33 protein-coding genes are annotated in these 25838 nt (G+C 69.5%); 9 read left to right on the top strand and 24 right to left on the bottom strand.

Annotated features, from left to right (window positions below; genetic code table 11):
- Positions 1-5: 5 nt before the first annotated feature.
- Together ACFWNN_RS10165 and ACFWNN_RS10160 are read right to left on the bottom strand one after the other, a co-directional pair.
- Positions 6-1247, bottom strand: coding sequence for a deoxyguanosinetriphosphate triphosphohydrolase (locus ACFWNN_RS10165; protein ID WP_382439558.1), 1242 nt, complete (start codon positions 1245-1247; stop codon positions 6-8).
- Positions 1247-1912, bottom strand: a complete 666-nt coding sequence (locus ACFWNN_RS10160; protein ID WP_382439557.1) for a YdcF family protein — start codon at positions 1910-1912, stop codon at positions 1247-1249. Before ACFWNN_RS10160 ends, ACFWNN_RS10165 begins: the two co-directional genes overlap by 1 nt.
- A 60-nt stretch (positions 1913-1972) precedes the next feature.
- Between ACFWNN_RS10160 and ACFWNN_RS10155 the strand changes: the two genes are divergently transcribed.
- On the top strand, positions 1973-2704 hold the full coding sequence (locus tag ACFWNN_RS10155) for a Type 1 glutamine amidotransferase-like domain-containing protein (RefSeq protein ID WP_382439556.1): 732 nt from the start codon (positions 1973-1975) through the stop codon (positions 2702-2704).
- A gap of 16 nt (positions 2705-2720) precedes the next feature.
- A complete protein-coding gene (locus ACFWNN_RS10150) occupies positions 2721-3629 on the top strand; it encodes a serine hydrolase (protein WP_382439555.1) in 909 nt (302 codons plus the stop codon).
- Here the strand turns inward: ACFWNN_RS10150 and ACFWNN_RS10145 are convergent.
- From ACFWNN_RS10145 to ACFWNN_RS10135, 3 genes are all read right to left on the bottom strand, one after another.
- The gene (locus tag ACFWNN_RS10145; RefSeq protein WP_382439554.1) at positions 3619-4482 is read right to left on the bottom strand and encodes a hypothetical protein; all 864 of its coding nucleotides are present in this window, start codon (positions 4480-4482) and stop codon (positions 3619-3621) included. The two genes, ACFWNN_RS10150 and ACFWNN_RS10145, sit on opposite strands and share 11 nt — an antisense overlap.
- A 39-nt stretch (positions 4483-4521) precedes the next feature.
- The gene (locus ACFWNN_RS10140) at positions 4522-4956 is read right to left on the bottom strand and encodes a hypothetical protein (RefSeq protein WP_382439553.1); all 435 of its coding nucleotides are present in this window, start codon (positions 4954-4956) and stop codon (positions 4522-4524) included.
- Positions 4957-5121: 165 nt separating this feature from the next.
- Positions 5122-6507 (bottom strand): glycine--tRNA ligase, encoded by a 1386-nt coding sequence (locus tag ACFWNN_RS10135; RefSeq protein ID WP_285645374.1) that lies wholly within the window; start codon positions 6505-6507, stop codon positions 5122-5124.
- Between the two features lie 93 nt (positions 6508-6600).
- Between ACFWNN_RS10135 and ACFWNN_RS10130 the strand changes: the two genes are divergently transcribed.
- The gene (locus ACFWNN_RS10130; RefSeq protein WP_382439552.1) at positions 6601-7278 is read left to right on the top strand and encodes a tetratricopeptide repeat protein; all 678 of its coding nucleotides are present in this window, start codon (positions 6601-6603) and stop codon (positions 7276-7278) included.
- Here the strand turns inward: ACFWNN_RS10130 and ACFWNN_RS10125 are convergent.
- Entirely contained in the window at positions 7259-7636 is a 378-nt protein-coding gene (locus tag ACFWNN_RS10125; RefSeq protein WP_382439551.1) for an antibiotic biosynthesis monooxygenase, read from the bottom strand. The two genes, ACFWNN_RS10130 and ACFWNN_RS10125, sit on opposite strands and share 20 nt — an antisense overlap.
- 17 nt (positions 7637-7653) lie before the next feature.
- Between ACFWNN_RS10125 and ACFWNN_RS10120 the strand changes: the two genes are divergently transcribed.
- Genes ACFWNN_RS10120 through ACFWNN_RS10110 form a run of 3 tightly spaced genes read left to right on the top strand, consistent with a single transcriptional unit; the run spans position 7654 to position 8689 of the window.
- Complete coding sequence (locus tag ACFWNN_RS10120; RefSeq protein WP_382439550.1) at positions 7654-7932, top strand: hypothetical protein; 279 nt, start codon at positions 7654-7656, stop codon at positions 7930-7932.
- An 11-nt stretch (positions 7933-7943) separates the two neighbouring features.
- Entirely contained in the window at positions 7944-8294 is a 351-nt protein-coding gene (locus tag ACFWNN_RS10115; protein WP_382439549.1) for an ArsR/SmtB family transcription factor, read from the top strand.
- Positions 8291-8689 (top strand): Fur family transcriptional regulator, encoded by a 399-nt coding sequence (locus ACFWNN_RS10110; protein WP_191304953.1) that lies wholly within the window; start codon positions 8291-8293, stop codon positions 8687-8689. Before ACFWNN_RS10115 ends, ACFWNN_RS10110 begins: the two co-directional genes overlap by 4 nt.
- 42 nt (positions 8690-8731) lie before the next feature.
- On the opposite strand, the gene ACFWNN_RS10105 is transcribed toward ACFWNN_RS10110, so the two are convergent.
- From ACFWNN_RS10105 to ACFWNN_RS10055, 11 genes are read right to left on the bottom strand one after another with little or no spacing between them, the layout of a single operon-like run.
- Positions 8732-9436 (bottom strand): TIGR03943 family putative permease subunit, encoded by a 705-nt coding sequence (locus ACFWNN_RS10105; RefSeq protein WP_382439548.1) that lies wholly within the window; start codon positions 9434-9436, stop codon positions 8732-8734.
- On the bottom strand, positions 9433-10443 hold the full coding sequence (locus ACFWNN_RS10100) for a permease (protein WP_382439547.1): 1011 nt from the start codon (positions 10441-10443) through the stop codon (positions 9433-9435). The genes ACFWNN_RS10105 and ACFWNN_RS10100 overlap by 4 nt, the downstream gene beginning before the upstream one ends.
- A complete protein-coding gene (locus tag ACFWNN_RS10095) occupies positions 10440-10865 on the bottom strand; it encodes a hypothetical protein (protein WP_285645285.1) in 426 nt (141 codons plus the stop codon). Before ACFWNN_RS10095 ends, ACFWNN_RS10100 begins: the two co-directional genes overlap by 4 nt.
- 23 nt (positions 10866-10888) lie before the next feature.
- Positions 10889-11287 (bottom strand): YbjN domain-containing protein, encoded by a 399-nt coding sequence (locus tag ACFWNN_RS10090; protein WP_189159908.1) that lies wholly within the window; start codon positions 11285-11287, stop codon positions 10889-10891.
- Complete coding sequence (locus ACFWNN_RS10085) at positions 11284-12108, bottom strand: isoprenyl transferase (RefSeq protein WP_382439546.1); 825 nt, start codon at positions 12106-12108, stop codon at positions 11284-11286. The genes ACFWNN_RS10090 and ACFWNN_RS10085 overlap by 4 nt, the downstream gene beginning before the upstream one ends.
- A gap of 48 nt (positions 12109-12156) precedes the next feature.
- Positions 12157-12909, bottom strand: a complete 753-nt coding sequence (recO, locus tag ACFWNN_RS10080; protein WP_382439545.1) for a DNA repair protein RecO — start codon at positions 12907-12909, stop codon at positions 12157-12159.
- Complete coding sequence (gene era / locus ACFWNN_RS10075) at positions 12910-13806, bottom strand: GTPase Era (protein WP_382439544.1); 897 nt, start codon at positions 13804-13806, stop codon at positions 12910-12912. It lies immediately after the preceding gene.
- A 45-nt stretch (positions 13807-13851) separates the two neighbouring features.
- Positions 13852-14184: a cytidine deaminase gene (locus ACFWNN_RS10070; protein WP_382439543.1), complete on the bottom strand. Its 333-nt coding sequence runs from the start codon at positions 14182-14184 to the stop codon at positions 13852-13854.
- Entirely contained in the window at positions 14177-15466 is a 1290-nt protein-coding gene (locus ACFWNN_RS10065; protein ID WP_285645294.1) for a hemolysin family protein, read from the bottom strand. The genes ACFWNN_RS10070 and ACFWNN_RS10065 overlap by 8 nt, the downstream gene beginning before the upstream one ends.
- A 22-nt stretch (positions 15467-15488) precedes the next feature.
- On the bottom strand, positions 15489-16034 hold the full coding sequence (gene ybeY / locus ACFWNN_RS10060; RefSeq protein ID WP_285645297.1) for an rRNA maturation RNase YbeY: 546 nt from the start codon (positions 16032-16034) through the stop codon (positions 15489-15491).
- A gap of 5 nt (positions 16035-16039) precedes the next feature.
- Positions 16040-17089, bottom strand: coding sequence for a PhoH family protein (locus ACFWNN_RS10055; RefSeq protein ID WP_382439542.1), 1050 nt, complete (start codon positions 17087-17089; stop codon positions 16040-16042).
- Positions 17090-17192: 103 nt separating this feature from the next.
- On the opposite strand from ACFWNN_RS10055, the gene ACFWNN_RS10050 reads away from it, so the two are divergent.
- Together ACFWNN_RS10050 and ACFWNN_RS10045 are read left to right on the top strand one after the other, a co-directional pair.
- Entirely contained in the window at positions 17193-17984 is a 792-nt protein-coding gene (locus ACFWNN_RS10050; RefSeq protein WP_382439541.1) for a GNAT family N-acetyltransferase, read from the top strand.
- A gap of 20 nt (positions 17985-18004) precedes the next feature.
- Positions 18005-18799 carry a GNAT family N-acetyltransferase gene (locus ACFWNN_RS10045; protein ID WP_382439540.1) on the top strand — a complete coding sequence of 265 codons (795 nt, stop codon included), beginning with the start codon at positions 18005-18007 and terminating at the stop codon, positions 18797-18799.
- 28 nt (positions 18800-18827) lie between these two features.
- Here ACFWNN_RS10045 and ACFWNN_RS10040 read toward each other — a convergent pair whose 3' ends face one another.
- The 6 genes from ACFWNN_RS10040 to hrcA form a co-directional block, all read right to left on the bottom strand.
- Complete coding sequence (locus tag ACFWNN_RS10040; protein ID WP_382439539.1) at positions 18828-19154, bottom strand: histidine triad nucleotide-binding protein; 327 nt, start codon at positions 19152-19154, stop codon at positions 18828-18830.
- Between the two features lie 8 nt (positions 19155-19162).
- Complete coding sequence (locus ACFWNN_RS10035) at positions 19163-19753, bottom strand: TetR/AcrR family transcriptional regulator (RefSeq protein WP_382439538.1); 591 nt, start codon at positions 19751-19753, stop codon at positions 19163-19165.
- Positions 19754-19762: 9 nt separating this feature from the next.
- Positions 19763-20419, bottom strand: a complete 657-nt coding sequence (locus tag ACFWNN_RS10030; protein ID WP_382439537.1) for an alpha/beta hydrolase — start codon at positions 20417-20419, stop codon at positions 19763-19765.
- Positions 20420-21317: 898 nt separating this feature from the next.
- Positions 21318-22049, bottom strand: a complete 732-nt coding sequence (locus ACFWNN_RS10025; protein ID WP_382439536.1) for a 16S rRNA (uracil(1498)-N(3))-methyltransferase — start codon at positions 22047-22049, stop codon at positions 21318-21320.
- On the bottom strand, positions 22046-23194 hold the full coding sequence (gene dnaJ, locus ACFWNN_RS10020; RefSeq protein WP_382439814.1) for a molecular chaperone DnaJ: 1149 nt from the start codon (positions 23192-23194) through the stop codon (positions 22046-22048). The genes ACFWNN_RS10025 and dnaJ overlap by 4 nt, the downstream gene beginning before the upstream one ends.
- A gap of 42 nt (positions 23195-23236) precedes the next feature.
- Positions 23237-24259: a heat-inducible transcriptional repressor HrcA gene (gene hrcA, locus ACFWNN_RS10015; protein ID WP_382439535.1), complete on the bottom strand. Its 1023-nt coding sequence runs from the start codon at positions 24257-24259 to the stop codon at positions 23237-23239.
- A 126-nt stretch (positions 24260-24385) separates the two neighbouring features.
- Between hrcA and ACFWNN_RS10010 the strand changes: the two genes are divergently transcribed.
- Positions 24386-24592, top strand: a complete 207-nt coding sequence (locus ACFWNN_RS10010; RefSeq protein WP_382439534.1) for a hypothetical protein — start codon at positions 24386-24388, stop codon at positions 24590-24592.
- Here ACFWNN_RS10010 and hemW read toward each other — a convergent pair.
- Positions 24589-25797, bottom strand: coding sequence for a radical SAM family heme chaperone HemW (gene hemW, locus ACFWNN_RS10005; RefSeq protein WP_382439533.1), 1209 nt, complete (start codon positions 25795-25797; stop codon positions 24589-24591). The two genes, ACFWNN_RS10010 and hemW, sit on opposite strands and share 4 nt — an antisense overlap.
- Positions 25798-25838 lie beyond the last annotated feature (41 nt).

Raw genomic sequence — 25838 nt, 5'->3', positions numbered from 1 at the left:
CGAACCTACGCCGATGCGCGGTGCCAGGCCACGGCTTGCGCGTCGGTGAGCAGAGCCACCTGGTCGACGACGACGCGAAGTCGTGCGGCGTAAGAGGAAGCGGCCGCGAACACCGGGCGGAACGCCGGGTCGAGCAGCGTCGGGCGTTCCATCAGGCGGGTGACGAGGTCGGTGATCAGGTCGCGCTGCCTGGCCTGCATGGCGAGGCGCGCGGGGTCGCTCATGACGTACCGGACGGCCATCGCCTTGAGCAGCGCCACCTCCGCGGCGACCTGCCTCGGGACCTCCAGCGACGCGCTGTACCTGGTCAGCGTGCCGTCGCCGTGCACGGCGCGGGTGGCGGTGACGGCGGCGGAGGCGAAGCGGCCGACCAGTTCGCTGGTGAGGTTCTTCAACGCCACCTGCGCGCCGAGCGAGCCGTCGTACTCGTGGTCGGTCCAGTAGCCGATCACCGGCAGTGCGAGCAGGTCCTCCGCGGTGGCCTCCAGCGTCGCCACGGACTCGTCGGAGAACGTCTTCGCGGCGAGCGAGGCGATGGCGGCGCGTTCGTCGGGACGGGCCAGCGCGCCGAGGCTGATGCGATGGGCCAGCACGCCGTCCTCGACGTCGTGCACCGAGTACGCGACGTCGTCGGCCCAGTCCATCACCTGCGCCTCGATGCACCGCTCACGGTCCGGTGCGCCCGCACGCATCCACTCGAACACTTCGACGTCGTCGTCGTCGTACACGCCGAACTTCACCATGCCCGGCGTGCGCGTCCACGGGTACTTCGTTGACGCGTCCAGCACGGCGCGGGTGAGGTTCAGGCCGTGCGCGGTCTTGGGTTCGAGGCGGGCGAGGATGCGGAACGTCTGCGCGTTGCCCTCGAAACCGCCGCACGGGCCCGCGAGCTCGTTGAGCGCCCTCTCGCCGTTGTGCCCGAACGGCGGGTGGCCGATGTCGTGCGCGAGCCCGGCCGTGTCGACGATGTCCGGGTCGCAGCCGAGCTCCTCGCCGATGCCGCGGCCGATCTGGGCGACCTCCAGCGAGTGCGTCAGACGCGTGCGCGGCACACCGGTGACCTCGGAACCCTCACCGGGACCCACGACCTGGGTCTTGCCCGCGAGCCTGCGCAGCGCCGCCGAGTGCAGCACGCGGGCCCGGTCGCGGGAGAACGGGGTGCGCGCCTCCGTGCGGGAACCCGGCAGCGCGGCGCTCTTGGGTTCCTCGGGGAGCAGGCGCTCCGCGTCGTGGCCGGTGTATCCCATCACCCGATTTTAGGGAGGTTGAGCTCCTCGAACACGCCGGCGTGCGCCTTCATCAGGCGGTAGTAGAGCAGGGCTCCGGTCTCGCGCTTGATGTAGAACCACTGCGTCTCGCGCGTCTGCACGTTCGGGCCGACGCGCGTCGGGGACGTCCAGGCCGTCAGCCCGGCGTCCTCGGCCATCGTGCGGGCGCGCAGCGAGTGCCACGGGTCGCTGACGATCACGGCGGTGCTCAGGCTGCGTTCCTTCGCGACGGACGCGACGGCGCGCAACGACCCGAGCGTGTCCGCGCCCTCGCCGACCTGGAGCACCTTGTCCTCCGGCACCCCGCGCTTGACCAGCCACAACTTGCCGACCTGGCCCTCGGTGAAGTTGTCACCGGGCTGGCGGCCGCCGGTCGTCGCGATGTAGCTGACGACGCCCTCCTGGTAGAGGCCGAGCGCGTGTTCCAGGCGGGCCGCGAGCACGTCGGACGGGACGCCGTTGTACTGCGCGGCGCCGAGGACGATCGCCATGTCGGCCTTCGTCCAGTCGTCCACGCGCGCGACCTGCCACACACGGAACGCGGTGCCGCCGCCGACGAGCACGGCGATGGCCAGCGCCCCGAACACGAGGCGCAACACGATCCGGCGAATCCTGGCGAGTGGTTTGAGGGGCGTGGTGCGCACACCCTGCATGGTTCCAGACCCACCGGGTGCCGCGTTGACGCCCCTGCGAGGATCATCGTCATGCCTGCTGAGCAGCCCACCATCCTCGCCACGTCGGGAGGTCTGCGCTCAGGGCGCAGGACCTACGTCGAGTTCAACAAGCTGATCCACTTCGCACTGGACCTCGCCGGCGTGGACGGCCGCGCACCCCGGTTGTGCCACGTCGGGACAGCGGGCGGCGACCAGCGGGCCATGAACGCGAACATGGCGGAGGCGGGCAGGGTCGCGGGCGTCGAGGTGTCACCGCTGAACCTCTTCACGATGCCGCCGACGGACGACCTGGAGGACTACGTCCTGTCCCACGACGTCGTGTGGGTCGGCGGCGGCTCGGTCGCGAACCTCCTCGCGGTCTGGGACGTGCACGGCCTCGGCGCCGTCTTCCGCAAGGCGTGGGAGTCCGGCGTGGTGCTCAGCGGCGTGTCGGCCGGATCGATCTGCTGGCACGCGGGCGGCGCGACCGACTCGTTCGGCCCCGACCTCCGGATCGTCACCAACGGCCTGGGCTTCCTCCCCTACGGCAACGGCGTGCACTACGACTCCGAGGAGCAGCGCCGCCCGAAGATCCACGAGGCCGTGGCCGCTGGAGTGCTGCCGACGACCTACTGCACCGACGACGGCGCGGGCCTGCTCTACCGCGGCACCGAACTCGTCGAGGCGGTGACGGAACGCCAGGGCGCCGGCGCATACGTGGTGGTCAGAGAGGATTCTTCAGCAACCGCACAGGAGGAAAAGCTCGACACCAGGGCGCTCTGACGCGGACCTTGGAAGTGTGCGCTGGGCCCTGATCGTCTTCCTCGTCGCGGCGGTGTTCGTCATCCCGGACGCGTCGCCGTGCCTCGCGCACGGCAAGCCTTCAGCTGATATATCGCGCGGCCCTGATGTGTTGGATACCGGCGACGGCACCACCTCCGACGCCGCCGTCGACAGCGACGGCGGCGATATATCGGATACGGGATCCAACACATCGGATATCGGTCCGACCTCGGCCATATCCGATATATCAGCCGCTGATATATCGGATATGGCGGCGGCCGGCGGCGCGTCCGACGTCGGGCTCGCGGTGCTCGACCTGCAAACCGACCAGTTGGTGGCTTCCCAAGGCGACAAGCCGTTCTACTCGGCGTCGCTGTCGAAGCTGATCCTCGCCGTCGACGCGTTGCAACAGCCGTTGTCCGACAGCGACGTCAACCTCATCGACCGCGCGCTGAGCCTGAGCGACGACAACGCCATGGACGTGCTGTGGACGAAGTTCGACGGCATGGACGCGATCGGCCGGGTCGCCGCAGAAGCAGGACTTACAGGTACTCACGCACCTGAGGACCCCTCGCAGTGGGGAGAGGTCGTCATCACCGCGAACGACATGGTGCGGCTCTACCACTACATCCTCGGCTCACCGCAGCGCGACGCGATCGTCGGCGCCCTCTCCAAGGCGTCCGCCACCGCGGCCGACGGCTTCGACCAGGCGTTCGGCCTGCTCGGCGTCACCGGCGCGTACGCCAAGCAGGGCTGGATGTACTACCTGCCCTCCGAGGTCTACCTGCACAGCGCGGGCGTGCTCGACGGCCGGTACGCCGTCGCCGTCCTGACGACGAACCCGACCGGGTCGTGGACCACGGCCAGGACCTCGATCAACGCCGTCAGCACGGCCGTCCTCGCGAAGCTGGGCGTCAAGGGCTGACCTTGCGCTCCTGTCCCGCCCGCACGGGCCGGTCCCACACGGCGCTGTACTCCCGCACCACGAGGATGGCGACCACGAGCAGCACGATCGCCCCGAAGACCACCGCGCTGAACAACATCCCGGCGGCACCGCCGATCACGGCGACCTTCGCGGCGGCCCACCCCACGGCCGCGGGCACCACGATGTACGCGACGGCGTTCCGCCGCCGCGCCGTGTAGACGTTCTTCTCGCGCGCCAGCGACAGCCCGAGCGCCACCGGCATGAGCGTCACCAGCAGGCCGGACACCTCGAGGAACAACAACCTCGTCGGCACCGCGAACGCCAGCGCCACCACGGCGACCGTCAGCGCGGCTCCCACCACCACGAGCACGGCGCCGAGCACCCTGATCCGCTGCACCGACTCGGGCTCGGCGGACGCGGGCACGAGCGGCCCGAACTCGTCCACGACGACCTTGTGCACGACGAAGCTGATCCACAACACGAGCACCAGCGCGATCGCCACGGCGACCACGAGCGCCGACGCGACCCCCAGCGCGAAGTCGCCCGGCTTCCCCACGGGTTCGACGCTCGACGCGAACCAGTAGAACGGGAAGAAGATCGCCAGCGCGGTGCCCTCCAGCACCACGACCACGTGCCGCACCCGAGCCGCCGACGCCGCGTCCGTGATCCGCGCCGCCACCAGCCCGGTGACAGCCGCGCACAGGCACACCAGCCCGCCGCTCACCGCCGTCGCCCCGAGCACCTGCGGAGTCCCGACCTCCGCCAGTGCCGCGACGACCGCCACCCACGCCATCAGCACGGCACCGGCCACGGCCGGCACCACACCACGCTTGCGGACCTGCTCCCCCGTCACGTTCTTTACACGCGTGCACGGCCGGGAATGTTGCTCAGGTCAGAGGAACTCGGTACCGGGTTGCCCGGCGGTCCCCACCTTGACGACGCGCTCCACCCGGTGCGCGAGGACCATCGTCAACCCGATCGACGCCACCACCACGAGGGTGAGGACGATCGAGCTCAGGCTCGTCAGCAGGCCGTCGACCTCGGGATAGTCCGTGTAGAGGATGTTCAGCGTGACCACGCCCAGGCTGATCGGGACGCCGAGGCAGTAGCGCAGGAGCTTGTTCACCCGCGCCAGGTCCGGCACCCGGAGCACGAGCAGTCCGCTGAGCACGCACCCGAGCGCCGCCACCGCACCCGGCCACGCCAGCCACGGGCGGACGTAGGAGTACACCGGCAACGTCATGCCCGCCACGAACGCCGCGAGCGCCATCCCCGGCCCTGCCGCCACGAGAGCGACGCCCCACCGCTTGATCTCCTCGGGGATCATCGCCCGGTCCCTGCGCGCATGCCTTCATCACGCACGGGCCGGGCGATCTGTTGCCTGCCGGGCCGAAACCTGGACGGGAAACGGCGCCTCGGCCCTCTCGAACCCGCCCGCCGCGCTGTGACGAACCGACTCACAACGCGGCGGGCGGGCCGAAAGAAGCAACGGCTAGCAGCCCACCAGGCGTGCCGCGAGGTAGGACTCCAGCTGGTCCATCGCCACGCGCTCCTGCGACATCGTGTCGCGTTCCCGCACCGTCACGGCGAGGTCGGTGAGCGTGTCGAAGTCGACCGTCACGCAGAACGGCGTGCCGATCTCGTCCTGGCGGCGGTAGCGGCGGCCGATGGCACCGGCGTCGTCGAAGTCGACGTTCCAGTTGCGGCGCAGGGCCGTCGCGAGGTCGCGGGCCTTGGGCGAGAGGTCGGCGTTGCGCGACAGAGGCAGCACCGCGACCTTGACCGGCGCCAACCGCCTGTCGAGCTTCAGCACGACGCGCTTGTCCACGCCGCCCTTGGCGTTCGGGGCCTCGTCCTCGGTGTAGGCCTCCAGCAGGAACGCCATCATCGGGCGGCCGACGCCGGCCGCCGGTTCGATGACGAACGGCTTGAAGCGCGAGTTCGTCGCCTGGTCGAAGTACGACAGGTCGACACCCGAGTGGTTCGAGTGCGTCGTGAGGTCGAAGTCGGTGCGGTTCGCGATGCCTTCGAGCTCACCCCACTCCTGGCCGCCGAACTGGAAGCGGTACTCGACGTCGACGGTCCGCTTCGAGTAGTGCGACAGCTTCTCCTTCGGGTGCTCGTAGTGGCGCAGGTTCTCCTTGGAGATGCCCAGGTCCGTGTACCAGCGGGTGCGCTCGTCGATCCAGTACTGGTGCCATTCCTCGTCCGTCCCGGGCTCGACGAAGAACTCCATCTCCATCTGCTCGAACTCGCGGGTGCGGAAGATGAAGTTGCCCGGCGTGATCTCGTTGCGGAACGACTTGCCGATCTGACCGATGCCGAACGGCGGCTTCTTGCGCGACGTCGTCTGCACGTTCAGGAAGTTCGTGAAGATGCCCTGCGCGGTCTCGGGGCGCAGGTAGTGCAGGCCCTCCTCGGTCTCGATCGGACCGAGGTGCGTCTTCAAGAGCCCGTTGAACATCTTCGGCTCGGTGTAGGAGCCGCGCACGCCGCAGTTCGGGCACGGCACGTCGGAGACGTCGCCCTCGGCGACCTCCTTGCCGGTGCGCTCCGCGTACTCCTCGGACAGCGTGTCGGCGCGGAACCGCTTGTGGCACGACTCGCACTCGACCAGCGGGTCGACGAACGCCTCGACGTGACCGGAGGCGACCCACACGTCCCGCGGCAGGATGACCGACGAGTCCAGACCCACGACGTCCTCACGGCCGCGGACCATGAAGTTCCACCACTGGCGCTTGATGTTGTCCTTGAGCTCGACGCCGAGAGGTCCGTAGTCCCATGCCGAGCGGGTACCGCCGTAGATCTCCCCGCACGGGTAGACGAACCCCCTGCGCTTGCAGAGGCTGACAACGGTTTCGATGCGATCGGCGGGCAAGGGGAACTCCATCGGGGGAATGAGAATCGGGGGCTCAAGCCTAGCCCGTCACGTTGCGCCCCGAACGGGCGACCGGAGCCTTACCCTGCAGGAATGGAAGACCGGCTGCGAGAGCTGTGGGACTTCGCCGATCTGGACGGCACCGAGGCGAGGTTCCGCGCGTTCCTGGGCGACGTGGAGACGGACGACGAGCGCGCCGAGGTGCTGACGCAGCTCGCCCGCGTCGAGGGCCTGCGCGAGAACTTCGCCGCAGGTCACACGTTGGTCGACGAGGCGGAGGTGCTCGTCGCGCCCGACTCGACGGGCCGGGTGCGGGCGTTGCTCGAACGGGGCAGGCTGCACCGCTCGGCGGGCGATCCCGAGGCCGCGCAACCGCTGTTCGTGGCGGCGTTCATCTTGGCGAAGACGCGCGGTGACCTGTCGCTCGCCGTGGACGCCGCGCACATGGCGTCGCTGGTGGACGACCCGGAGAAGTGGACCAGGCAGGGCCTCGAGATCGTGGTCGCGCACCCGGAGCTGGTGCGCTGGCTCGGCCCGCTGCACAACAACCTCGGCTGGTTCTACTTCGAGAACGGCCGCTTCGAGGAGGCGCTGGACGCCTTCGAGAAGACCCCCGAGGCGTACGCGGAGAGCGGCAAGGCCAAGACGCTGCACGCCCTGGGCCGGTCCGAGGAGGCCGCGGCGGCCGCGCGCAGGGCCCTGGAGCTCCTCCCCCACGACTCGCAGGAGGAGTGGGTCAAGGAGATGGAAGCTATCGCCGCGGGGTCGTAGGCCCGGCGGCCTCGCCGAGCCGCACCGTGAACGCGTCCTCGGCGAGCACGCTCGTGTGCGTCTCGACCTCGCCGCCCTCGCTGGTCAACGCCGGCTCGTACATCGCGGGCTCGTCGGTCAGCGCCTCGGACAGCAACGGGATGACGTGTTCGCGCACGGGGAACGGCGACATCGCGCGCCTGTAGGCCACGACGGACTCGAACTCGACCGTGAGCACCCACCGGTCGTCCTCGTCGGTCGACCGCGCCAGCGTCCCCCTGTGACACCCGGGCTGAGCCGTGAGCAGCCGCAACGCCTGCTCGACGCGCGCGGTGAACATCTCGGGGTCGGACACGCGGAAGCGGCACACCAGCAGCACGGTGCAAGGATGGCACGGTGACCTCCAAGCGTCCCCTCCTGCCCGGCGACGGCCCGCTGGCGCGCGTCCGCCCGGCAGTGGCGTTCGTGCTCGTGCTCGGCCTGTTCATCACCGGCGTCTGGGTCGGCGGAACGGTCGGCGCGGTGCTGCTCGGCGTCCTGATCGTGGCCGCCGCGACCCTGCTGGCGGCCACCTGGAAGGTACTTTCCCCAGCTCAACGCACATTGCGCGTGGTGGTCCTGCTGGTACTGCTCATCATCACCGTAGAATTGGTTGTGAAAATCCCTACCAGGTGAGGTGCGCCGCCATGACCGCTCAGCTGCACGGCGAGCACTCCCCCGAACGCGAGGCCCCCGCGCCGGCGCCACCCCGCCCCGCGCACACCCTCGTCGAGGCGGGCGACCTGCTCCGAGCCCTCGCCGCCCCCGTCCGCATCGCCATCGTGCTGCAACTGCGGGAGCACGACCGCTGCGTGCACGAGCTGGTCGAGGCGCTGGGCGTGGCCCAGCCGCTGATCAGCCAGCACCTGCGGGTGCTGAAGTCGGCGGGCGTGGTGCACGGCGAAAGGCACGGCCGCGAGGTCGTGTACAGACTGGTGGACGAACACCTGGCGCACATCGTGGTGGACGCTGTGACGCACGTCGAGGAGAAGTTGTGACCGGACTGAGGTCCACCAAGCAGCGCACCGCGGTGTCGAACCTGCTCGACCAGCTCGACGACTTCCGCAGCGCCCAGGAGCTGCACGAGGAACTGCGCCGCCGCGGCGAGGGCATCGGCCTGACCACGGTCTACCGCACCCTGCAGTCGCTGGCGGACGCCGGCCAGGTCGACGTCCTGCGCACCGACTCGGGCGAGGCCATCTACCGCCGTTGCTCGGCCCACCACCACCATCACCTCGTGTGCCGCCACTGCGGCCGCACGGTCGAGGTGGAGGGCCCCGCCGTCGAGAAGTGGGCGGACCGGGTCGCGGCCGAGAACGGCTTCTCCCAGGTCAGCCACACCGTCGAGATCTTCGGCACGTGCGCGGAGTGCACGGCCAAGGGCCTGAAGTAGCAGCGAAAGCCGCCGATATCCAATATATCGGCGGCTCGACGCTCAGCTCTCGTAGGGCTCGACCGGTTCGGCCACCGGCGTGAACGACTCCACGGTGAAGCTCGGCACCCACGAGTTCTTCTCGTTGGCCGACTTCGGCACGACCTGCCCGGTCACCTCGACCCACTGCTCGTCCGGCAGCGCGGGCACGTCCCCGCCCAGCCGCACCTTCAACGGCCGCGCGTCCGCCGCGCAGCAGGAGATGGCGAGCCGCGCGACGTAGGTCTCGCCCTCGGCGCGCAGCAGGAAGCCGGTCAGCTTCACCCGCCGGTTGTCGAGCGTGCCCGACTCGTCCCACGCCGTGCGCGTCACGAACTCCGTCATCGACAGCGGGATGACGTCGCCGGACGGCAGTTCGCCGAGCAGGTTGCGGGAGCGCTGGGTCTGGTTGGTGTCGGCGGCCGAGTTCACGACGTCGCCGCCCAGCGCGGGAGGCGAGATCAGGAACACCGCGAGCACCGGCAGCAGCATCAGCCACGTCGAGCGCGACGAGTGCGAGTGCTCGTGGTCGTGCTCGTCGGCGGCCTTGCCGCGGCGGACGTCCTGGACGATCGAGAACAGCGCCAAGCCGATCATGATCACGCCGGCCGCGATGAGCAGCGGCAGCAGCGACTTCTGGACGTACCGCAGGTACAGGCCGGAGAAGCTGATCTTCAGCAGGGCCCCGCCGAGCAGGACCAGCAGGATGTTCTGGGTCTCGCGCCTCACAGCAGCACCACTCCCGACACGACGGCGCACAGGATCGCCACCACGAAGGTGGCGGGTGCGAAGCGGAAGGCGAAGGACTTGCCAAAAGCACCGGCCTGCAGCGCGATGAGCTTCACGTCGACGGCCGGGCCGACGACGAGGAACACCAGGCGCGGCAGCAGCGGCAGTGCGGAGAACGCGACGGCCACGAAGGCGTCGGCCTCCGAGCACAGCGCCAGCACGACGGCGAGCACGGCCATCACGAGGACGCCGAGCACGATCTGACCGCCGAGCGTCTGCATCCACGCGACCGGCACGAACGTCTTGAACGCCGCCGCGAAGAGGCCGCCCAGCACCAGGAACCCGCCGGCGTCGACCAGGTCGTGCCGCGAGCTCTCGGCGAACACGGCCCACTTGGACCGTCCGGTGTGGTCGGCCATGCGCGCCAGCGCGCGTTCGGCGATCCACTCCATCTTGCCGAACCGCACCCACAGCCAGCCCATGACCATCGCGGTCAGCAGCGAGCCGACGAACCGGGCGACGACCATCATCGGGGCGTCGTTGAACGCCACCGCCGTCGACACCAGCACGATCGGGTTCACGGCGGGCGCGGCCAGCAGGAACGTCAACGCGACGGCGGGCGCGACGCCCTGTTGCATCAACCGCCGGGCGACCGGCACCGAAGCGCACTCACACCCCGGCAGCGCGATGCCCGCGACACCCGCCACGGGCACGGCCAGCGCGGTCTTCGAAGGTAGCAACCGACGCAACGCCGAGGCGGGCACGAACGCCGCGATGGCGCCCGAGATCAGCACGCCCAGCACGAGGAACGGCATGGCCTGCACGCAGATCGCCACGAACACGGTCGACGCCGTGCGCAGCTTCGGCACGTCGAGCAGGTCGACCAGCCGGGACTGGAAGAGCAGTGCGAGAACGAGGATCCCGCACAGCACCTCCAACGACGTGATCTTCAGCCGAGGCGGGCCGGTGCGCCGCTTCGGCGAGCGGATCTCGCCGGTGATCGTCATTCCGAGTCCAGGTCCAGGAGACGGCGGTACTGGCGCGCCATGCCCTCGCGGATCTCCTCGGGCGAGGGCGGCTCAGCGAACTCCGCCTCCTCCTCCACGAGGTCGTCGTCGTCGAAGTCGACGGGAGTGCCGTTGACGGTCTCCTCCTCGTCCTCCTCCTCTTCGAGGGCGGCTTCACGCAGCTCCTCGATGGTGGCGGAGACGTCCTCGGCGGACAGCGCGGGCAGCATCGGCTTCACGATCGCCAGCACGCCGCCCTCCTCGTCCTCCAGCGCCACGGCCTCCGCCAGCGCGACGGCGTGGTCACGCTCGTACGGGCCGCAGATGAACGAGTCCCAGTCGTCGCCACCGGACGGCTCGAACGTGACCGTCCAGGGGAACTCGTTGACGTCCGAGTCCTCTTCCGGCTCGTAAATGATCACGCCACCCATCGAAGGGTCCTTTCTCAAGAAAACCGGGAGAGGAGCTCGCCGCGCACCTGCGACGCGGTCGAGACGACGAGCATGAGCAGCGTGCTCAACGGCTCGGGCTTGAGGCCGTCCGCGGGGAACGCGTACCGCAGCATCACGTCCGTGCCGCGCTCGGAGTGGATCACGCCGAGCGTACCGAACAGGCCCTGACCAGCGCGTTCAGCGACCCACCCGGCCGCTTCCGCCGGCAGGTCCCACGCGACCACGACGGTCAGCGACAGGACGGTCAGGCCCTCGGCCAGCTCCATGCCCTGCACCGCGCACGGCACGTCGCCGTGGCGGAAGCTCAGCGCGCCGTCGTCGTCCACCGACACGTCGTGGAACAGCTCCAACGCCTTGCGCGCGGCCTCCAGGGCCTCTCCGCTCGCGTTCACGACGACACCACCTCCTCGCCGGGCTTGTCGACGGCACCACCGAAGCGACGGTCGCGCCCGGCGAACTTCTCGCAGGCGCGCCACAGGTCGCGGCGGTCGAAGTCGGGCCAGAGGATGTCCTGGAACACCATCTCGGCGTACGCGGACTGCCACAGCAGGAAGTTCGAGATCCGCTGCTCACCGGACGGCCTGATGAACAGGTCGACGTCCGGCATCTCCGGCTTGTACATGTACTTCGCGAGCATGCGCTCGTCGACCTTGTCCGGGTTGACCTGCCCGGCGGCGACCAGCCGCGCGATCTCCCGCGCCGCGTCACCGATCTCGGCGCGGCCGCCGTAGTTCACGCACATCACGAGGTTCAGCACGTCGTTCTCGGCCGTGCGGACCTCGGCCTCCTGGAGCTGCTTGATGACGCTGCCCCACAGCTTCGGCGAGCGGCCGGCCCAGTGGATGCGGACGCCCATCTCGTCGAGCTCGTCGGTGCGGCGCGCGATCACGTCGCGGTTGAAGTTCATCAGGAAGCGGACCTCTTCAGGGCTGCGCTTCCAGTTCTCCGTGGAGAACGCGTACAGCGAGAGCCACTTCACGCCCAGCTCGATGGAGCCCTTCGCGACGTCGAGCACGACCTGCTCGCCGCGCTTGTGCCCCTCGACCCGCGACAAGCCGCGCTGGTTCGCCCACCGGCCGTTGCCGTCCATCACGATCGCGATGTGCTTGGGCACCAGGTCGGCGGGGATGTCCGGGGGCGTCGCACCGGACTCGTGCGGCTCCGGCGGGCGCGGGACGCGCTTCTCACGCTCAGAGCGGCGGCGACGCAGCATTAGGCCAGACATCCTTTCGAGCGAAAACCATTGTCGGTACGAGCCACATTAGCCGTCCGCCGGCTGTGCCTTGCGTTCGACCAACGGCAACGAGCGGAGCTGCCGTTCGAGGTGCCACTGCAGATGTGCCGCGACCAGGCCACTCGCATCTCGGCGGGCGAGGTGCGGAATCTCGTCCACCACGTGCCACTGCCCGTGCAGCAACGCCGAGAGCAGCGCCAACGTGTCCTGCGAGGGCGAAGAGGCACCTGCGGGACGGCAATTAGGGCAACAGGAGCCGCCCGCCTGGATGCTGAACGCCCGGTGCGGCCCCGGATCACCGCATTTCGCGCACTCGTTCACCGCGGGAGCCCACCCGGCGAACGCCATCGCACGCATGAGGAACGCGTCCAACAACAACGACGGGTCACGTTCCGCGGCCGCCAACGCCCTGAGTGCCCCCACGACGATCATGTAGAGGCGCAGCACGGGCTCGCCCTCTTCGGCCGCGAGGCGGTCCGCGGTCTCGGCGATCGCGCACGCCGCCGTGTAGCGCTGGTAGTCGCTCACGATCTGCACGCCGAACGCGTCCAGCGTCTGCACCTGCGTGATGATGTCGAGCGTCCGGCCGGGGTAGAACTGCACGTCGACGTGGCAGAACGGCTCGAGCCGTGCGCCGAACTTCGACGACGTCTTGCGCACGCCCTTCGCCACCGCCCGCAGCTTGCCGTGCTTCTGGGTCAGGAAGGTGATGATCCGGTCCGCTTCACCGAGCTTCTGCACGCGAAGCACGATGCCGGTGTCGCGGTACAGGTTCGCCATCTAGAACCCCAGTCGGCGCAGCTGCTTCGGGTCGCGCTGCCAGTCCTTGGCGATCTTGATGTGCAGGTCCAGGTACACGCGGCTGCCCAGCAGGCGTTCGATCTGCTTGCGCGCGGCCATGCCGACCTGCTTGAGCCGCTCGCCCCGGTGCCCCAGGATGATCGCCTTCTGCGACGGCCGCTCCACGAACACGAACGCGTGGATGTCGATCAGGTCGTCCCGGCCCTCACGCGGCGCCATCTCCTCCACCACCACGGCGATGGAGTGCGGCAGCTCGTCGCGCACGCCTTCCAGCGCGGCCTCGCGGATGAGCTCGGCGACCAGGGTCTGCTCCGGCTCGTCGGTGAGGTCGCCGTCCGGGAACAGCTGCGGCCCCTCGGGCAGCTTCTTCAGCAGCAGGTCGCCCAGCGCGCCGACCTGGAAGCCGTTGACCGCGGAGACCGGGATGATCTCCGCGAACTCCATGACCTTCTGCAGCGAGAGCAGCTGTTCCATCACCTGCTGCTGCGAGACCAGGTCCGTCTTGGTGACGATGCCGATCACGGGCGTGCGCTTGGCGACCTTCTCCAGCTCGGCCGCGATGAACTTGTCACCGGGCCCGACCTTCTGGTCCGCGGGCACGCAGAAGCCGACGACGTCGACCTCCGACCACGTCTCGCGCACCAGGTCGTTGAGGCGCTGGCCGAGCAGCGTGCGCGGCCGGTGCAGACCGGGTGTGTCGACCAGCACGAGCTGGCCGTCCTCGCGGTGCACGATGCCGCGGATCGTGTGGCGGGTGGTCTGCGGCTTGCTGGACGTGATGGCGACCTTGGTGCCCACCAGTGCGTTCGTCAGCGTCGACTTCCCTGCGTTCGGGCGGCCGACGAAGCACGCGAACCCGGAGCGGTAACCATCCATCCGTCCATTGTCCCCGGCCGTCGCAAATGGGCTCTTCCAGGTCCCTCAGAACTGCTTGCGCACCTCGCCCGCGGCGTTCGCGAGGTGCACCGGGCCGGACGGCGTGAGGTCGCGGACGGCCGCCAGCGACTCCCCGTCCACGCGCGAGTCCTCGGTCACGACCGCGGCCGCCTCCAGGCCCTCGGCGCCGCTCGCCACCGCCATCGCGACGGCGGCCTGCAACGCCGTCAGCTTCAGCGACGGCAGCGAGACCGTGGACGCGTTGTACGTGCGGCCGTCGAGATCACGCACGGCCGCACCCTCCGCAGCGTTGTTACGCGCACGCACGGACCGTGCGAGCGTCACGAGCTTGGCGTCCTCGGGGTCCAGGTCACTCATCTTCTTCGCTCTCCTTCTGCACAGGGCGCACGAGCACCGTGGTGACCCGGATGCGGCCGCGTTCGTCCTTGCCGCCCTCGGCCCGCATGCGCAGGCCGGCGATCTCCGCCTCGGTGCCCGGCAGCGGCACGCGGCCGAGCCGTTGCGCGAGCAGGCCGCCGACGGTCTCGACCTCGTGGTCGTCGAGCTCGGTGCCGAACAACGCGTCGAGGTCGTCGACCGGCAGGCGCGCGCTGACCCGCACCGCGCCGTCCTCCAGGTGCTCCACCGGCGGGCGGTCGTCGGTGTCGGACTCGTCGGTGATCTCACCGACGATCTCCTCGAGGATGTCCTCGATCGTCAGCAGACCCGCGGTGCCGCCGTACTCGTCGACGACGATCGCCATGTGCCGGCGCGACACCTGCATCTCGCGCAACAGGTCCGCGATGGGCTTCGAGTCCGGGATGAAGCTCATCGGGCGCATCAGCTCGGAGACGCTCTTCGGGTCCTCGTCCTCGGCGAGCGTGGCCCGCATGAGGTCCTTGAGGTTCACCACGCCGAGCACGTCGTCCACGCTCTCGCCGATCACCGGCACGCGGGTGTAGCCGGTGCGCAACGACAGCGCGAGCGCCTGCCGCAGCGACTTCGACTGCTCGATCCACACGATCTCGGTGCGCGGCACCATGACCTCGCGGGTGATCGTGTCGCCCAGCTCGAACACCGAGTGGATCATCTCGCGCTCGCCCTCGTCGACGACGCCGCGTTCCTGCGCCATGTCGACGAGCTCGCGCAGCTCGACCTCGGAGCTGAACGGACCCTCGCGGAAGCCCTTACCAGGGGTGATGGCGTTACCGATGAGGATCAGCAGCTTGCTGAGCGGTCCCAGCACGCGGCCGAGCTGCCGCACCGTTCCCGCCGCGAGCAGGCTCACGGCGTACGGGTGCTGACGGCCGAGCGTGCGCGGTCCGACGCCGACGAGCACGTACGACACGACGAGCATGCTCAGGCACGAGTACAGGACGGCCAGCCAGTCCTGCTCCACGTAGTCCAGGAACACGGTCGTGACCAGCACAGCCGCCGACATCTCGCAGGCCAGGCGCAGCAGCAGCAACAGGTTGACGTGCCGTGGCCGGTCGTTGAGGACCTGCAACAACTGCCCGGTGCCCCAGCGTCCCTGCCGTTGCAGGGCCTCGACCCGTGCGCGCGACACGGTGCCGAGAGCGGCATCCACACACGCGAACAGACCAGCGGCGAGCACGAGCAGAACGGCCAGCACGATCACACTGGCAGGGTTCGCGGTCATGGTCCGTTTTCTCTAGAGGACGTCAGGCTTCGTCGGTCTTCTCGTCCAGGCCGACCGCCCCGAGCACCTTGTCGTCGGTGCTGCGCTGGTGAGCGGCCCGCTCGGCCTCGTCCCGCGCGGTGCGGAAGTCGCCGAGGATGCGGTTCTGCAACGTGAACATCTCACGTTCCTCCGCGGGTTCGGCGTGGTCGTAGCCGAGCAGGTGCAGCACACCGTGCACGGTCAGCAGGTGCAGCTCGTCCAGCAGGCTGTGGCCCGCCTTCTTGGCCTGGTCCTTCGCGAACGCGGGGCACAGCACGATGTCCCCGAGCAGCGCGGGACCGAGCCCGGCCGCGTCGGGACGGCGCGCGGAGTCCAGCTCGTCCATGGGGAAGGCCATGACGTCCGTCGGGCCCGGCAGGTCCATCCAGCGCTCGTGCAGGTCGGCCATCACGTCCAGCTCGACCAGCAGCACGGACAGCTCGGCCAGCGGGCTCACGCCCATGCGGTCCAGCGCGAAGCGGGCGGCGGAGACGATGGAACCCTCGTCGACTCCGACACCCGACTCGTTGGCGATCTCGATGCTCACGGGACCTATCGTCCTCGCCGCTGGTTACCCCGCCGTGCACCGGGTCCGTGGTGCTGCCCGTTCTGGTCGATCGCGTCCTGCTGGACCTGCCACTTGTCGTACGCGTCGACGATGTCCCCGACCAGGCGGTGGCGCACCACGTCCTGGCTGGTCAGCACCGAGAAGTGCACGTCCTCGACGCCTTCGAGGATGTCCCGCACGACCCGCAGGCCGCTGCGCTGGCCACCCGGCAGGTCGACCTGGGTGACGTCACCCGTGACGACCACCTTGGAGCCGAAGCCCAGGCGGGTGAGGAACATCTTCATCTGCTCGGGCGTCGTGTTCTGCGCCTCGTCGAGGATGATGAACGCGTCGTTGAGGGTTCGGCCGCGCATGTAGGCCAGCGGCGCGACCTCGATCGTGCCCGCCTGCGTGAGGCGCGGGATCGACTCCGGGTCGACCATGTCGTGCAGCGCGTCGTAGAGCGGGCGCAGGTACGGGTCGATCTTCTCGTAGAGCGTGCCGGGCAGGTAGCCCAGGCGCTCTCCCGCCTCGACGGCCGGGCGGGTGAGGATGATGCGGTTGACCTGCTTGTTCTGCAGCGCCTGCACGGCCTTGGCCATGGCGAGGTAGGTCTTGCCGGTTCCGGCGGGGCCGATGCCGAACACGATGGTGTTCTTGTCGATCGCGTCGACGTAGTGCTTCTGGTTCAGCGTCTTCGGCCTGATCGTGCGGCCTCGGCGGCTCACGATGTCGAGGCTCAGGACCTCGGCCGGCGACTCGACGTCGTTCGCGCTGAGCATCGCGATGATGCGGCGGACGCTGTTCTGGTCGATGGCCTGACCGCGGCTGGCGAGGGTGATGAGCTCGGAGAAGACGCGTTCGGCGAAGGCCACGTCGGCGGGGTCGCCGGACAAGGTGATCTCGTTCCCGCGCACGTGCACGTCGGCGTCGAGCAGTTCCTCCGCGAGCCGGAGGTTCTCGTCGCGCGACCCGAGCAGCGTGAGCACCGCACCTTCCGGCACGGCGAACCGGGACTGACCTTCCTTGTTGCTCTGCTGTGTTTCTTCGGCCACGTGGCCCCGGCCTGCTTCCTGTCGCTCGGATCTGGTGCCTTCGATGCTAGTCCGGCCGAAAATGAGTGGCTACCGGATTGCTCACCGTGTGTGCTCACGAATCGTGGAGATCCGCAGGCTCGTCGTCGACGACATACCCGAGTGCATGAAGCTGATCACGGACCGGGGTTGGACCTGGACCCCGGAGCAGTGGGAGATGATGCTCGCCCTCGGGCCCGGCTACGGCGCCTTCGACGCGTCCGGCCTGCTCGGGACGGCCCTGACGACGCCGTACCCGGAGATGCAGGCGATCAGCGGCGTGCTGGTCGCGTCCTGGGCGGGACGCCGGGGCATCGGCACTCAGCTGATGTCCAACATATTGGATATCAGTCCATCCTCGCTGTACGCGACGGCGATGGGTCAGCCGCTCTACGAACGGCTCGGCTTTCACCCTGTCGGGCAGACCGTCGCGTACTTCGGCACGTTCGACGGCCCGGCCGCGGGGGTGACGCGGGTGGCGACCACGGCCGACGCGCCGGCGCTCGCCGACCTCGACCGCGAGGTCAGCGGCTTCACCAGGCCCGGTCTGTGGGATCGGCTGGTGAACCCGGCGGGCCCGTACACCGTGCTGATGTCCGGCGACGGCGTCGTCGCGACCCGCCCGAACCCGACCGGCGTCACGATCGGCCCGCTGATCGCGTCGTCCGCGACGGCCGCGTGCGCGTTGATCGCGGACATCGCGGCCGGCCGGAGCGAGGTCCGGGTCGACACCGACAACGCCGACGTTGCCAACTATCTGGTTGGCAGTGGCTTCGAGGAGCGGCCCGGTGGCTGCGTCCTGATGGTGCACGGCGCCGCGGACGTGCCGACCGACCGGTCGCGCTACTTCGCACCGGCCTCGCACGCACTCGGCTGAACTCTCTGGGGGATTTGATGGTGGAACTGCGCAGGCTGACGAAGGACGACATCCCGGCGTGCTCCGACCTGGCCGAGAGCCGGTCGTGGCCGCGTGAGGAGAGCAAGTGGGAGTTCCTGATCGCGCACGGCGAGGGCTGGGGGCTGTTCGACGACGGCCTCGTCGGCACGACGATCGTGACGCGCTACCCGGAGCTCGCCTCCATCAGCATGGTGCTCGTCGCCGAACGCGCCGCCCGCCAGGGCCACGCCCGCCGACTGGTATCCCATGTATTGGATACGGGCGTGCCGGACACGGGCGTGTCGACGTTGTTCGCAACGAAGATGGGCCGCCCGCTCTACGAGCAGCTGGGCTTCCACGCCGTCGGCTTCACCGACATCCACGCGGGCACGTTCACCGGCTCGGCCGCTGATATATCGCATATCGCCACGGCCGACGACCTCGACGAGATCGTCGCGCTCGACACGAAGGTCACCGGCATCACCCGGCCGTACCTGTGGGAGTCGCTGCTCGGCATGGGCACGATCCGGATCTCGGACCACGGCGTCGCGGGCACGTGGCAGGTGCGCGAGGGGCGGATGCTGATCGGCCCGGTCATCGCGGACACGCCCGCCGACACGTGCGCGCTCATCGCCGACTGCGCGGCCGGCGTCCCGAGGGTGCGCGTCGACGTGCACGACCCGGAGGTGATCGCGTTCGTGCGCGAGCACGGCCTGGAGTCGTGGGGTGAGGCGACCTGGATGGTCAGGGGCGCCGACACCCTGCCGGGCGACCGCACCCGCTACCGCGCTCCCCTGCTCCAGGCTCTGGGTTAGGGCGCTTGGCCGCCCACCACACAGGGGTCTACAGACGGGAAAGCCGCTCTCCACCCAACAAGTGCAGATGGGCGTGGAAGACCTCCTGGCCGCTGTCCGGTCCGGTGTTGAACAGCAGCCGGTAGCCGGACTCGGCCACGCCCTCCCCCTCGGCGACCTCCCTGGCCGCGGCGAAGAGGTCGCCGAGCTGGTCGCCGTCGAGGTCGACGGCGTTCGGCACGTGCTCGCGCGGGATGAGCAGCACGTGCACGGGCGCCTTGGGCTGGATGTCGCGGAACGCGAGCGTCGTCTTGGTCTCGTGCACGACCGTCGCGGGGATCTCACCGGCGACGATCCGGCAGAACAAACAGGCCATGCCCCAAGCTAGACGAACATCGCGTCCAGCTGCTCGTCGACGGCCTCGACCATGTCGGCCGCGGTGAGCTCGTCGGGCCCGAGCCCGTGGTGGATGTTGAGGCCGTCGACGAGCACGATGAACCGGCGCGCGGCCTTCATCGGCACCACACCGTCACGCAGCTCGCCGGCTCCTTGCGCCTCAACGAGAACGCGCGCGATCTCGTCGTACAGCGCACGCGTGCCGATGCGCTCCAGCTCGTGCAACGACGGCTCGACCATCGCCCGCGGCAGGAACGACAACAACACCGCGGCCTCGACGCGCCGGTCCTCGTCCAGCGCCAACATCTCGTGCGCGAACGCCCGCAACACCTCCCGGTTGCCCGCCGAGGTGTCGATCTTCTCCAACCGCGCGACGAACCGCCGGTAGGCCAGCTCCATCGCGAACCCCAGCAAGGCGTCCTGCGTGGGGAAGTAGTGGCGCAACGACCCGCTCGACCACCCGGACTCGGCGGCGACCGCACGCACCGACGCGTGGTCTATCCCGTCCCGCCGCACGATGCGCCACACTGCCTCGGCGAGCTCGCGGCGGCGTTCCTCATGGTCGACAACCTTCGGCACCGGCCCTTTCTAGCAGCCGCCCGCAAGCCGGACGACAGCCGCGCGGCACCTCTCCCACGACTCGGTGCCGGGCGTGATCATGTCCATGTGCCCGCCCCCTTCCACCACGACGAGCTCGGCCTGGGGCTCCACGGCGCAGAAGCCGATCGACTGCTCCACCGGCACGTCCTCGTCCCGATCCCCGTGCACGCAGACCACGGGCTTCCCGATGGGCACCAACGCGGCGGGCGAAGCGTCCGCGAACTGCTCCTCGCCGCACAGCTCCAACGCCCGAGGCGTGATGTGCCGGGTGAAGTCCAGCACAGCCGCCTGCGCCACCGCCCCCACCACCCGCGGGCTCCGCTTGGCGGCCCACACGGCGAGGTGCCCGCCGGCACTGTGCCCCAGCGTCACCACCGGCCCGAGATCAACGGCGTCGATGGCGGCCAGCACGTCCTCGCCCGTCTCCGGCCACCCACCACCACCGTCGACGCGCCGGTACTCGATGTTCCACACGCGATACCCATCAGCCACGAGCACCTCGGCCAACGGCCGCCCGAGTTCGAGCCCGTAACGCTGATGCCAAAAACCACCGTGAATGACGACAACAGCACCCTGAGCAACTCCGTCCGGTTCGTAAAGCTCACCGAACTGACTGCTGTGGTCACCGTAAGCAATTCGCTGCACACGCAGAAAGTACAGAAAAAGGCGCCGCCCCGAACTTGTCAGACCCCCCGAGTACGTTGAAACGCAGGGGTTCCCAGCAAGGGGGTACCCCTGCGCAAGCACGCACAAGACCTTGTGTAATCGTTCACAAGGCCCCTGAAAACGTTCACAACCCCAAACAAGAGCCAACGCTCACTTTGGACCGTGAGTTCACAAGCGTGCACACGGAGCGTTCAGACCGTGCGCCGCGAACGTTTGCGGAGAGGCGATGAACACCCAGCCGAGCGAAGGAACGCTTGCGGACGCGACCCCGCAGGCTTGATCCGACACAGGCTTGGCCGTCGCGCGGGGACGCGGACTCGGTTCCGCTGAACGCTTGAAGCGAGCAGGCGTTTCGTCGACCAAGGCAGGATGGGTCACTCGGACACGGTGGTGTTCTTCCTGGGGTTTCCCGAGCTTTCAGCCAGGCAGCGCTGTCTTTTCGTCACCGCCAAGGAAGCGCCACAAGGGGCGAGCGGGAGGCCACCCATGACAGGCCGACGAAGCCGAAGGCGAGGAGGCCGGGGGTCCGGGGGTCCGGGGGCTTGCCCCCGGCGTGGGGGCTTGGGGGCTCGGCCCCCAAAAGACACCCTTTTGGTTGAGGCGGCGAAGGCGCGCCAGCGCCGAGCAGCCTCCACCAAAACCAAAAGGGGCGCCTCGCGGTCCGAAGCCTGGGGGTCGCTTCGCCGCGAGGCGCCGACGCCGGACCGAGGGGGGAGGTGTCCGGCGAGTCTTTTGGTCAGAAGAGCGTAATCGTCTACTCCGTTTCCGGATAGACCAATCAGCCCCTCTGCGAACTAGGGTAACCCCATCGGCCTGGGATTCGCTACAACTTCCGTCAAGCCAATCCATCCGATGTTCATCTGCGCAGTGATCGGGGTCACCAGCGTGCTGTGCGCACCCCGATGGCACCAAGAGCAACGGCCGCGGCGGTAGATGCACGCAAAACGGTTGGACCCAATCGGACCACGCGGGCACCCGATGATCGCAACGCGTCGAGTTCTTCGGGCGCGATTCCGCCTTCGGGACCCACCACGAGCAGCACGTCCCCCGCGGAAGGCAGCGGCACGTCGGCCAGTCGTTCCTCGGCGCTCTCGTGCAACACGAGGGTGAGCGCCGACGACGACACGCGATGAGAAAGCTGAGTGGTGCTCACGGGTTCGTCGACGAACGGCACACGCGAGCGGCGTGCCTGCTTCGCCGCCTCGCGGACGGTGGATCGCCAGCGCCCCAACGCTTTGGCGCCGCGCGGCCCGTCCTCCCACTTGGTGATGCACCGGGAGGCGCGCCACGGCACCACGCCGTCGACGCCGGCCTCGGTGGCGAGCTCGACGGCGAGTTCGCCGCGGTCGCCCTTCACCAGCGCCTGGGCCAGCACGACACGCGGGGTCGCCTCGGGCTCGACCCACCGCTCGACCACGCGCAACGCCAACGCGTCGCGCTCGACCGCCACGACGGCACACCGCACCTGGGCGCCGGACCCGTCGGACAGCACGAGTTCCTCACCCACGCGCAGCCGCCGAACCGTGGCCGCGTGCCGGCCTTCCGGGCCGTCCAGCACGAACTCCTCGCCCGACGGCAACGCCGGAACGAGGAAGACCGGCAGCGTCACCGGTGGCCGCGCGAGGCACGCAGGCGGGAGAACAGCCCGCCGCCGCCCTTGCCGTTGTGCGACAACGACGGTTCGCTCTCGCCGCGCAGGTCGGCGAGGTCGCGCAGCAGTGCGGACTGGGCGGCGTCGAGCTTGGTGGGCACGAGGACCTCGAGGTGCACGTGCAGGTCGCCGCGGCCGTCGACGCGGCCGGTGGACCGCAGCTTCGGCATGCCGCGGCCCGTCATCACGAGCTGCGTGCCGGGCTGGGTGCCGGGGTCGATCTGGAGCTCTTCCTCGCCGTCCAGGGTCTTCAACGGCAACGTGGCGCCCAGGGCCGCCGTCGTCATCGGGATCTGCACGATGCAGTGCAGGTCGGCGCCGTCGCGTTCGAAGATCTCGTGCGGGTGTTCCTCGACCTCGACGTAGAGGTCGCCGGCGGGGCCGCCGCCGGGGCCGACCTCTCCCTGGCCCGCGAGCCGCACGCGCATGCCCTCGGCGACGCCGGCGGGGATGTTCACGGAGATCGTGCGGCGCGAGCGGGTGCGGCCGTCGCCGGCGCACTGCTGGCACGGGTCGGGGATGACCTCGCCGTAGCCGCGGCAGACCGGGCACGGGCGGGACGTCACGACCTGGCCCAGGAACGAGCGCTGCACGGACTGGACCTCGCCGCGGCCGTGGCAGGTGTCGCACTGGACGGGCTTGGAGTTGTTCTGGGTGCCCGCGCCGTGGCAGCGGTCGCACAGGATCGCCGTGTCGACGGTGAGCTCACGGGTGGCGCCCGCCGCGCACTCCTCCAGCGTCATGTCGAGCCGGATCAACGCGTCGGAGCCGGGCTGCACGCGGCTGCGCGGACCCCGGCCACCGCCGGACGAGGCGCCGAAGAAGGCGTCCATGATGTCGCCGAGGCCGAAGCCGGCGAACGGGTCACCGCCCGCGCGGCCACCGCCGCCGGAGTCGAGCGGGTCGCCTCCCAGGTCGACGACGCGGCGCTTCTCGGGGTTCGACAACACCTCGTAGGCGGCCGTCACCTCCTTGAAGCGGGCCTCCTCGTTGGGATTGACGTCCGGGTGCAGCTGCCTGGCGAGCTTGCGATAGGCGCGCTTGATCTCATCCTGTGTCGCGGTCTGCGAGACACCGAGGATGCCGTAGTAATCCCTGGCCACCTTGTTCGCTTTCATCTTCATCGACTAGCAAGTACGTGTTGGTCAACGACCGGTCAGGATCTCACCGACGTAGTTGGCAACCGCGCGGACGGCCGCCATGGTTCCCGGGTAGTCCATCCGCGTCGGTCCCACGACGCCGAGGCCCCCGAGCGGGTTGTCACGGCTGCCGTAGCCGATGGACACCACGGACGTGCTGCGCATCTCCGCGGCCTCGTTCTCCTCGCCGATGCGCACCAGCACGCGGCCGGGGTCGCGGGAGGCGGCGAGCAGCTTGAGCACGACGACCTGCTCCTCCAACGCCTCGAGCACCTGGCGCAGCGAGCCCGGGAAGTCGGTGATGTTGCGCGTGAGGTTCGCGGTGCCACCGAGCACCAGCCGTTCCTCGGGGTGCTCCACCAACGTCTCGATGAGCACAGTAGCGACTCGCAGCATCGGGTCGCGCAGGTTCGACGGAACCTCGTCCGGCAACTCGGCCACCTTCGCCGACGCGTCCGCGAGCCGCTGTCCCGCCATCGCCGTGTTCAGCACGCCGCGCAGCTGCGCCGTGTGCTCCTCGCTGATGACGTCCCCGAGCTCCACGATCCGCTGGTCGACGCGCCCGGTGTCGGTGATCAGCACCAGCATCAGCCGCGACGGCGTGATCGGCAGCACCTCGAGGTGCCGCACGGCCGCCCGCGACAGCGTGGGCACCTGGATGACCGCGACCTGCCGCGTCAGCTGGGCGAGCAGCCGGACGCTGCGGCGCATCACGTCGTCGAGGTCGAGCGCGCCGTCCAGGAAACTCCGGATGGCCCGCTTCTCGGCCTGCGAGAGCGGCTTGATCTCGCTCAGCCGGTCGACGAACAGCCGGTAGCCCTTGTCCGTCGGCACGCGCCCGGCGCTGGTGTGCGGCTGGGCGATGTACCCGTCGTCCTCCAGCGCCGCCATGTCGTTGCGCACGGTCGCGCTCGACACACCCAGGTTGTGCCGCTCGACCAGGGCTTTCGACCCGACGGGCTCCTGGTTGGACACGTAGTCGGCGACGATGGCGCGCAGCACCTCGAACCGACGCTCATCGGCGTTCAACGCTGTTCACCTCCCGTGTCCCCTGTCCCCGAGTTTACCCAGCCGTTTTCCTGCCTGGTGCGCGCTCTGAAGTCGCGCTCGATCGAGGCTCCTGTTTTTGTCGGTGCCGCTCGCTAGGGTCCAAACGTGGGCAACGTGGTGTGGCTGCGGCCACCTGAGCCGGAACCGGGGAGACCGTGCCTGGTCCACAGCGATGACCAGTGGTGGGAGGGGACCGTCGTCTGGGAGGAGGTGCGCAGGGAGGACGGGTTGTGGTGGGGCACCGCGACCTACCTGAAGAACGGCGAGGAGGTCGTCGAGGTGTTCAGCCAGCACGACCTGCGCGCCCGCTAAGGCAGCAGGCGGCGGACGACGGCGTCGGCGAGCAGGCGGCCCCGGTCGGTGAGCACGCAACGGTCGTCGAGCGGTTCCAGCAACCCGTCGGCGATCGCCTGCTTGGCCGCGTCCCGCCCTTCGGCGTCCAGCACGTCGAGAGGCAGGCCCTCGGCCAGCCGCAGCTCCAGCAGGACTCGTTCCACGCGCTGGTCTTCAGGAGTCAGCATCTCGCGGCCCGCGGCGGGTGACTTGCCTTCGGCGAGCAGGGACGAGTAGCGGGCCGGGTGCTTCACGTTCCAGAAGCGGACGCCGCCCACGTGGCTGTGCGCGCCGGGGCCGAAGCCCCACCAGTCGGCGCCCTTCCAGTACAGGACGTTGTGCCGGCACTGGGCTTCGGCGGACGTCGCCCAGTTCGACACCTCGTACCAGGAGAAGCCGGCGCCGGTCAGCACCGAGTCGACCATCTCGTAGGACGAGGCGAGCACGTCGTCGTCCGGCATCGGGAGGTCGCCCCGGCGGATGCGGCGGGCCAGGCCCGTGCCGTCCTCCACGATCAACGCGTAGGCGGACACGTGGTCGACGCCAGCGGCCAGCACGGCGTCCAGCGACGCGGCCAGGTCGGAGGGGCGTTCTCCCGGCGTGCCGTAGATGAGGTCGAGGTTCACGTGGTCGAAGCCGGCGGCGCGGGCCTCGCGCGCGGCTTCACCCGGACGGCCGGGCGTGTGCTTGCGGTCCAGCACGGCCAGGACGTGGCGGGCGGCCGACTGCATGCCCAGCGACACGCGGGTGTAACCGGCGGACCGGATCCCCTCGAAGAACTCGACCGACGTCGACTCCGGGTTCGACTCCGTCGTCACCTCGGCGCCGGGTGCCAGGCCGAACGACGAGCGCACGGCGTCCAGCACGTCCGAAAGACCCGAGGCGCCCAGCAAAGAAGGCGTTCCGCCGCCGACGAACACGGTTTCGGCCAACGGCGGGGAACCCAGCACCGAGGCGGCGAGGTCGAGCTCGCGGCGCAGGCCCTCCAGCCACGACTCGGGCGAGGCGGAGGTGCCCAGCTCACCGGGGGTGTAGGTGTTGAAGTCGCAGTAGCCGCAGCGGGTCGCGCAGAACGGCACGTGCACGTAGATGCCGAAGGGGCGCGAACCGACACCGGCCAACGCGGAAGAGGGCAGCGAACCGTCGGCGGGCGCGGGCTCGCCTTCGGGCAGAGCGGAGGGCATGCCACAAGTGTCCCCCACACGCCCCGAACGGCGGTGTCCGA

This window comes from Lentzea sp. NPDC058450 (genome assembly GCF_042721395.1).
Classification (GTDB): domain Bacteria; phylum Actinomycetota; class Actinomycetes; order Mycobacteriales; family Pseudonocardiaceae; genus Lentzea.
The sequence above is the reverse complement of the archived record's forward strand: the minus strand, read 5'-3'. Positions and strand labels throughout refer to the sequence as shown.

Coding starts and splice junctions, on each gene's coding strand:
- ACFWNN_RS10070 (WP_382439543.1), bottom strand. CDS start 14,184: ATGAGTGACCTGGACCCCGAGGACGCCAAGCTCGTGACGCTCGCACGG.
- ACFWNN_RS10155 (WP_382439556.1), top strand. CDS start 1,973: ATGCCTGCTGAGCAGCCCACCATCCTCGCCACGTCGGGAGGTCTGCGC.
- ACFWNN_RS10065 (WP_285645294.1), bottom strand. CDS start 15,466: ATGACCGCGAACCCTGCCAGTGTGATCGTGCTGGCCGTTCTGCTCGTG.
- ACFWNN_RS10115 (WP_382439549.1), top strand. CDS start 7,944: ATGACCGCTCAGCTGCACGGCGAGCACTCCCCCGAACGCGAGGCCCCC.
- ACFWNN_RS10100 (WP_382439547.1), bottom strand. CDS start 10,443: ATGACGATCACCGGCGAGATCCGCTCGCCGAAGCGGCGCACCGGCCCG.
- ACFWNN_RS10165 (WP_382439558.1), bottom strand. CDS start 1,247: ATGGGATACACCGGCCACGACGCGGAGCGCCTGCTCCCCGAGGAACCC.
- ACFWNN_RS10130 (WP_382439552.1), top strand. CDS start 6,601: ATGGAAGACCGGCTGCGAGAGCTGTGGGACTTCGCCGATCTGGACGGC.
- hemW (WP_382439533.1), bottom strand. CDS start 25,797: ATGCCCTCCGCTCTGCCCGAAGGCGAGCCCGCGCCCGCCGACGGTTCG.
- recO (WP_382439545.1), bottom strand. CDS start 12,909: ATGGCGAACCTGTACCGCGACACCGGCATCGTGCTTCGCGTGCAGAAG.
- era (WP_382439544.1), bottom strand. CDS start 13,806: ATGGATGGTTACCGCTCCGGGTTCGCGTGCTTCGTCGGCCGCCCGAAC.
- ACFWNN_RS10085 (WP_382439546.1), bottom strand. CDS start 12,108: ATGCTGCGTCGCCGCCGCTCTGAGCGTGAGAAGCGCGTCCCGCGCCCG.
- ACFWNN_RS10140 (WP_382439553.1), bottom strand. CDS start 4,956: ATGATCCCCGAGGAGATCAAGCGGTGGGGCGTCGCTCTCGTGGCGGCA.
- ACFWNN_RS10040 (WP_382439539.1), bottom strand. CDS start 19,154: ATGGCCTGTTTGTTCTGCCGGATCGTCGCCGGTGAGATCCCCGCGACG.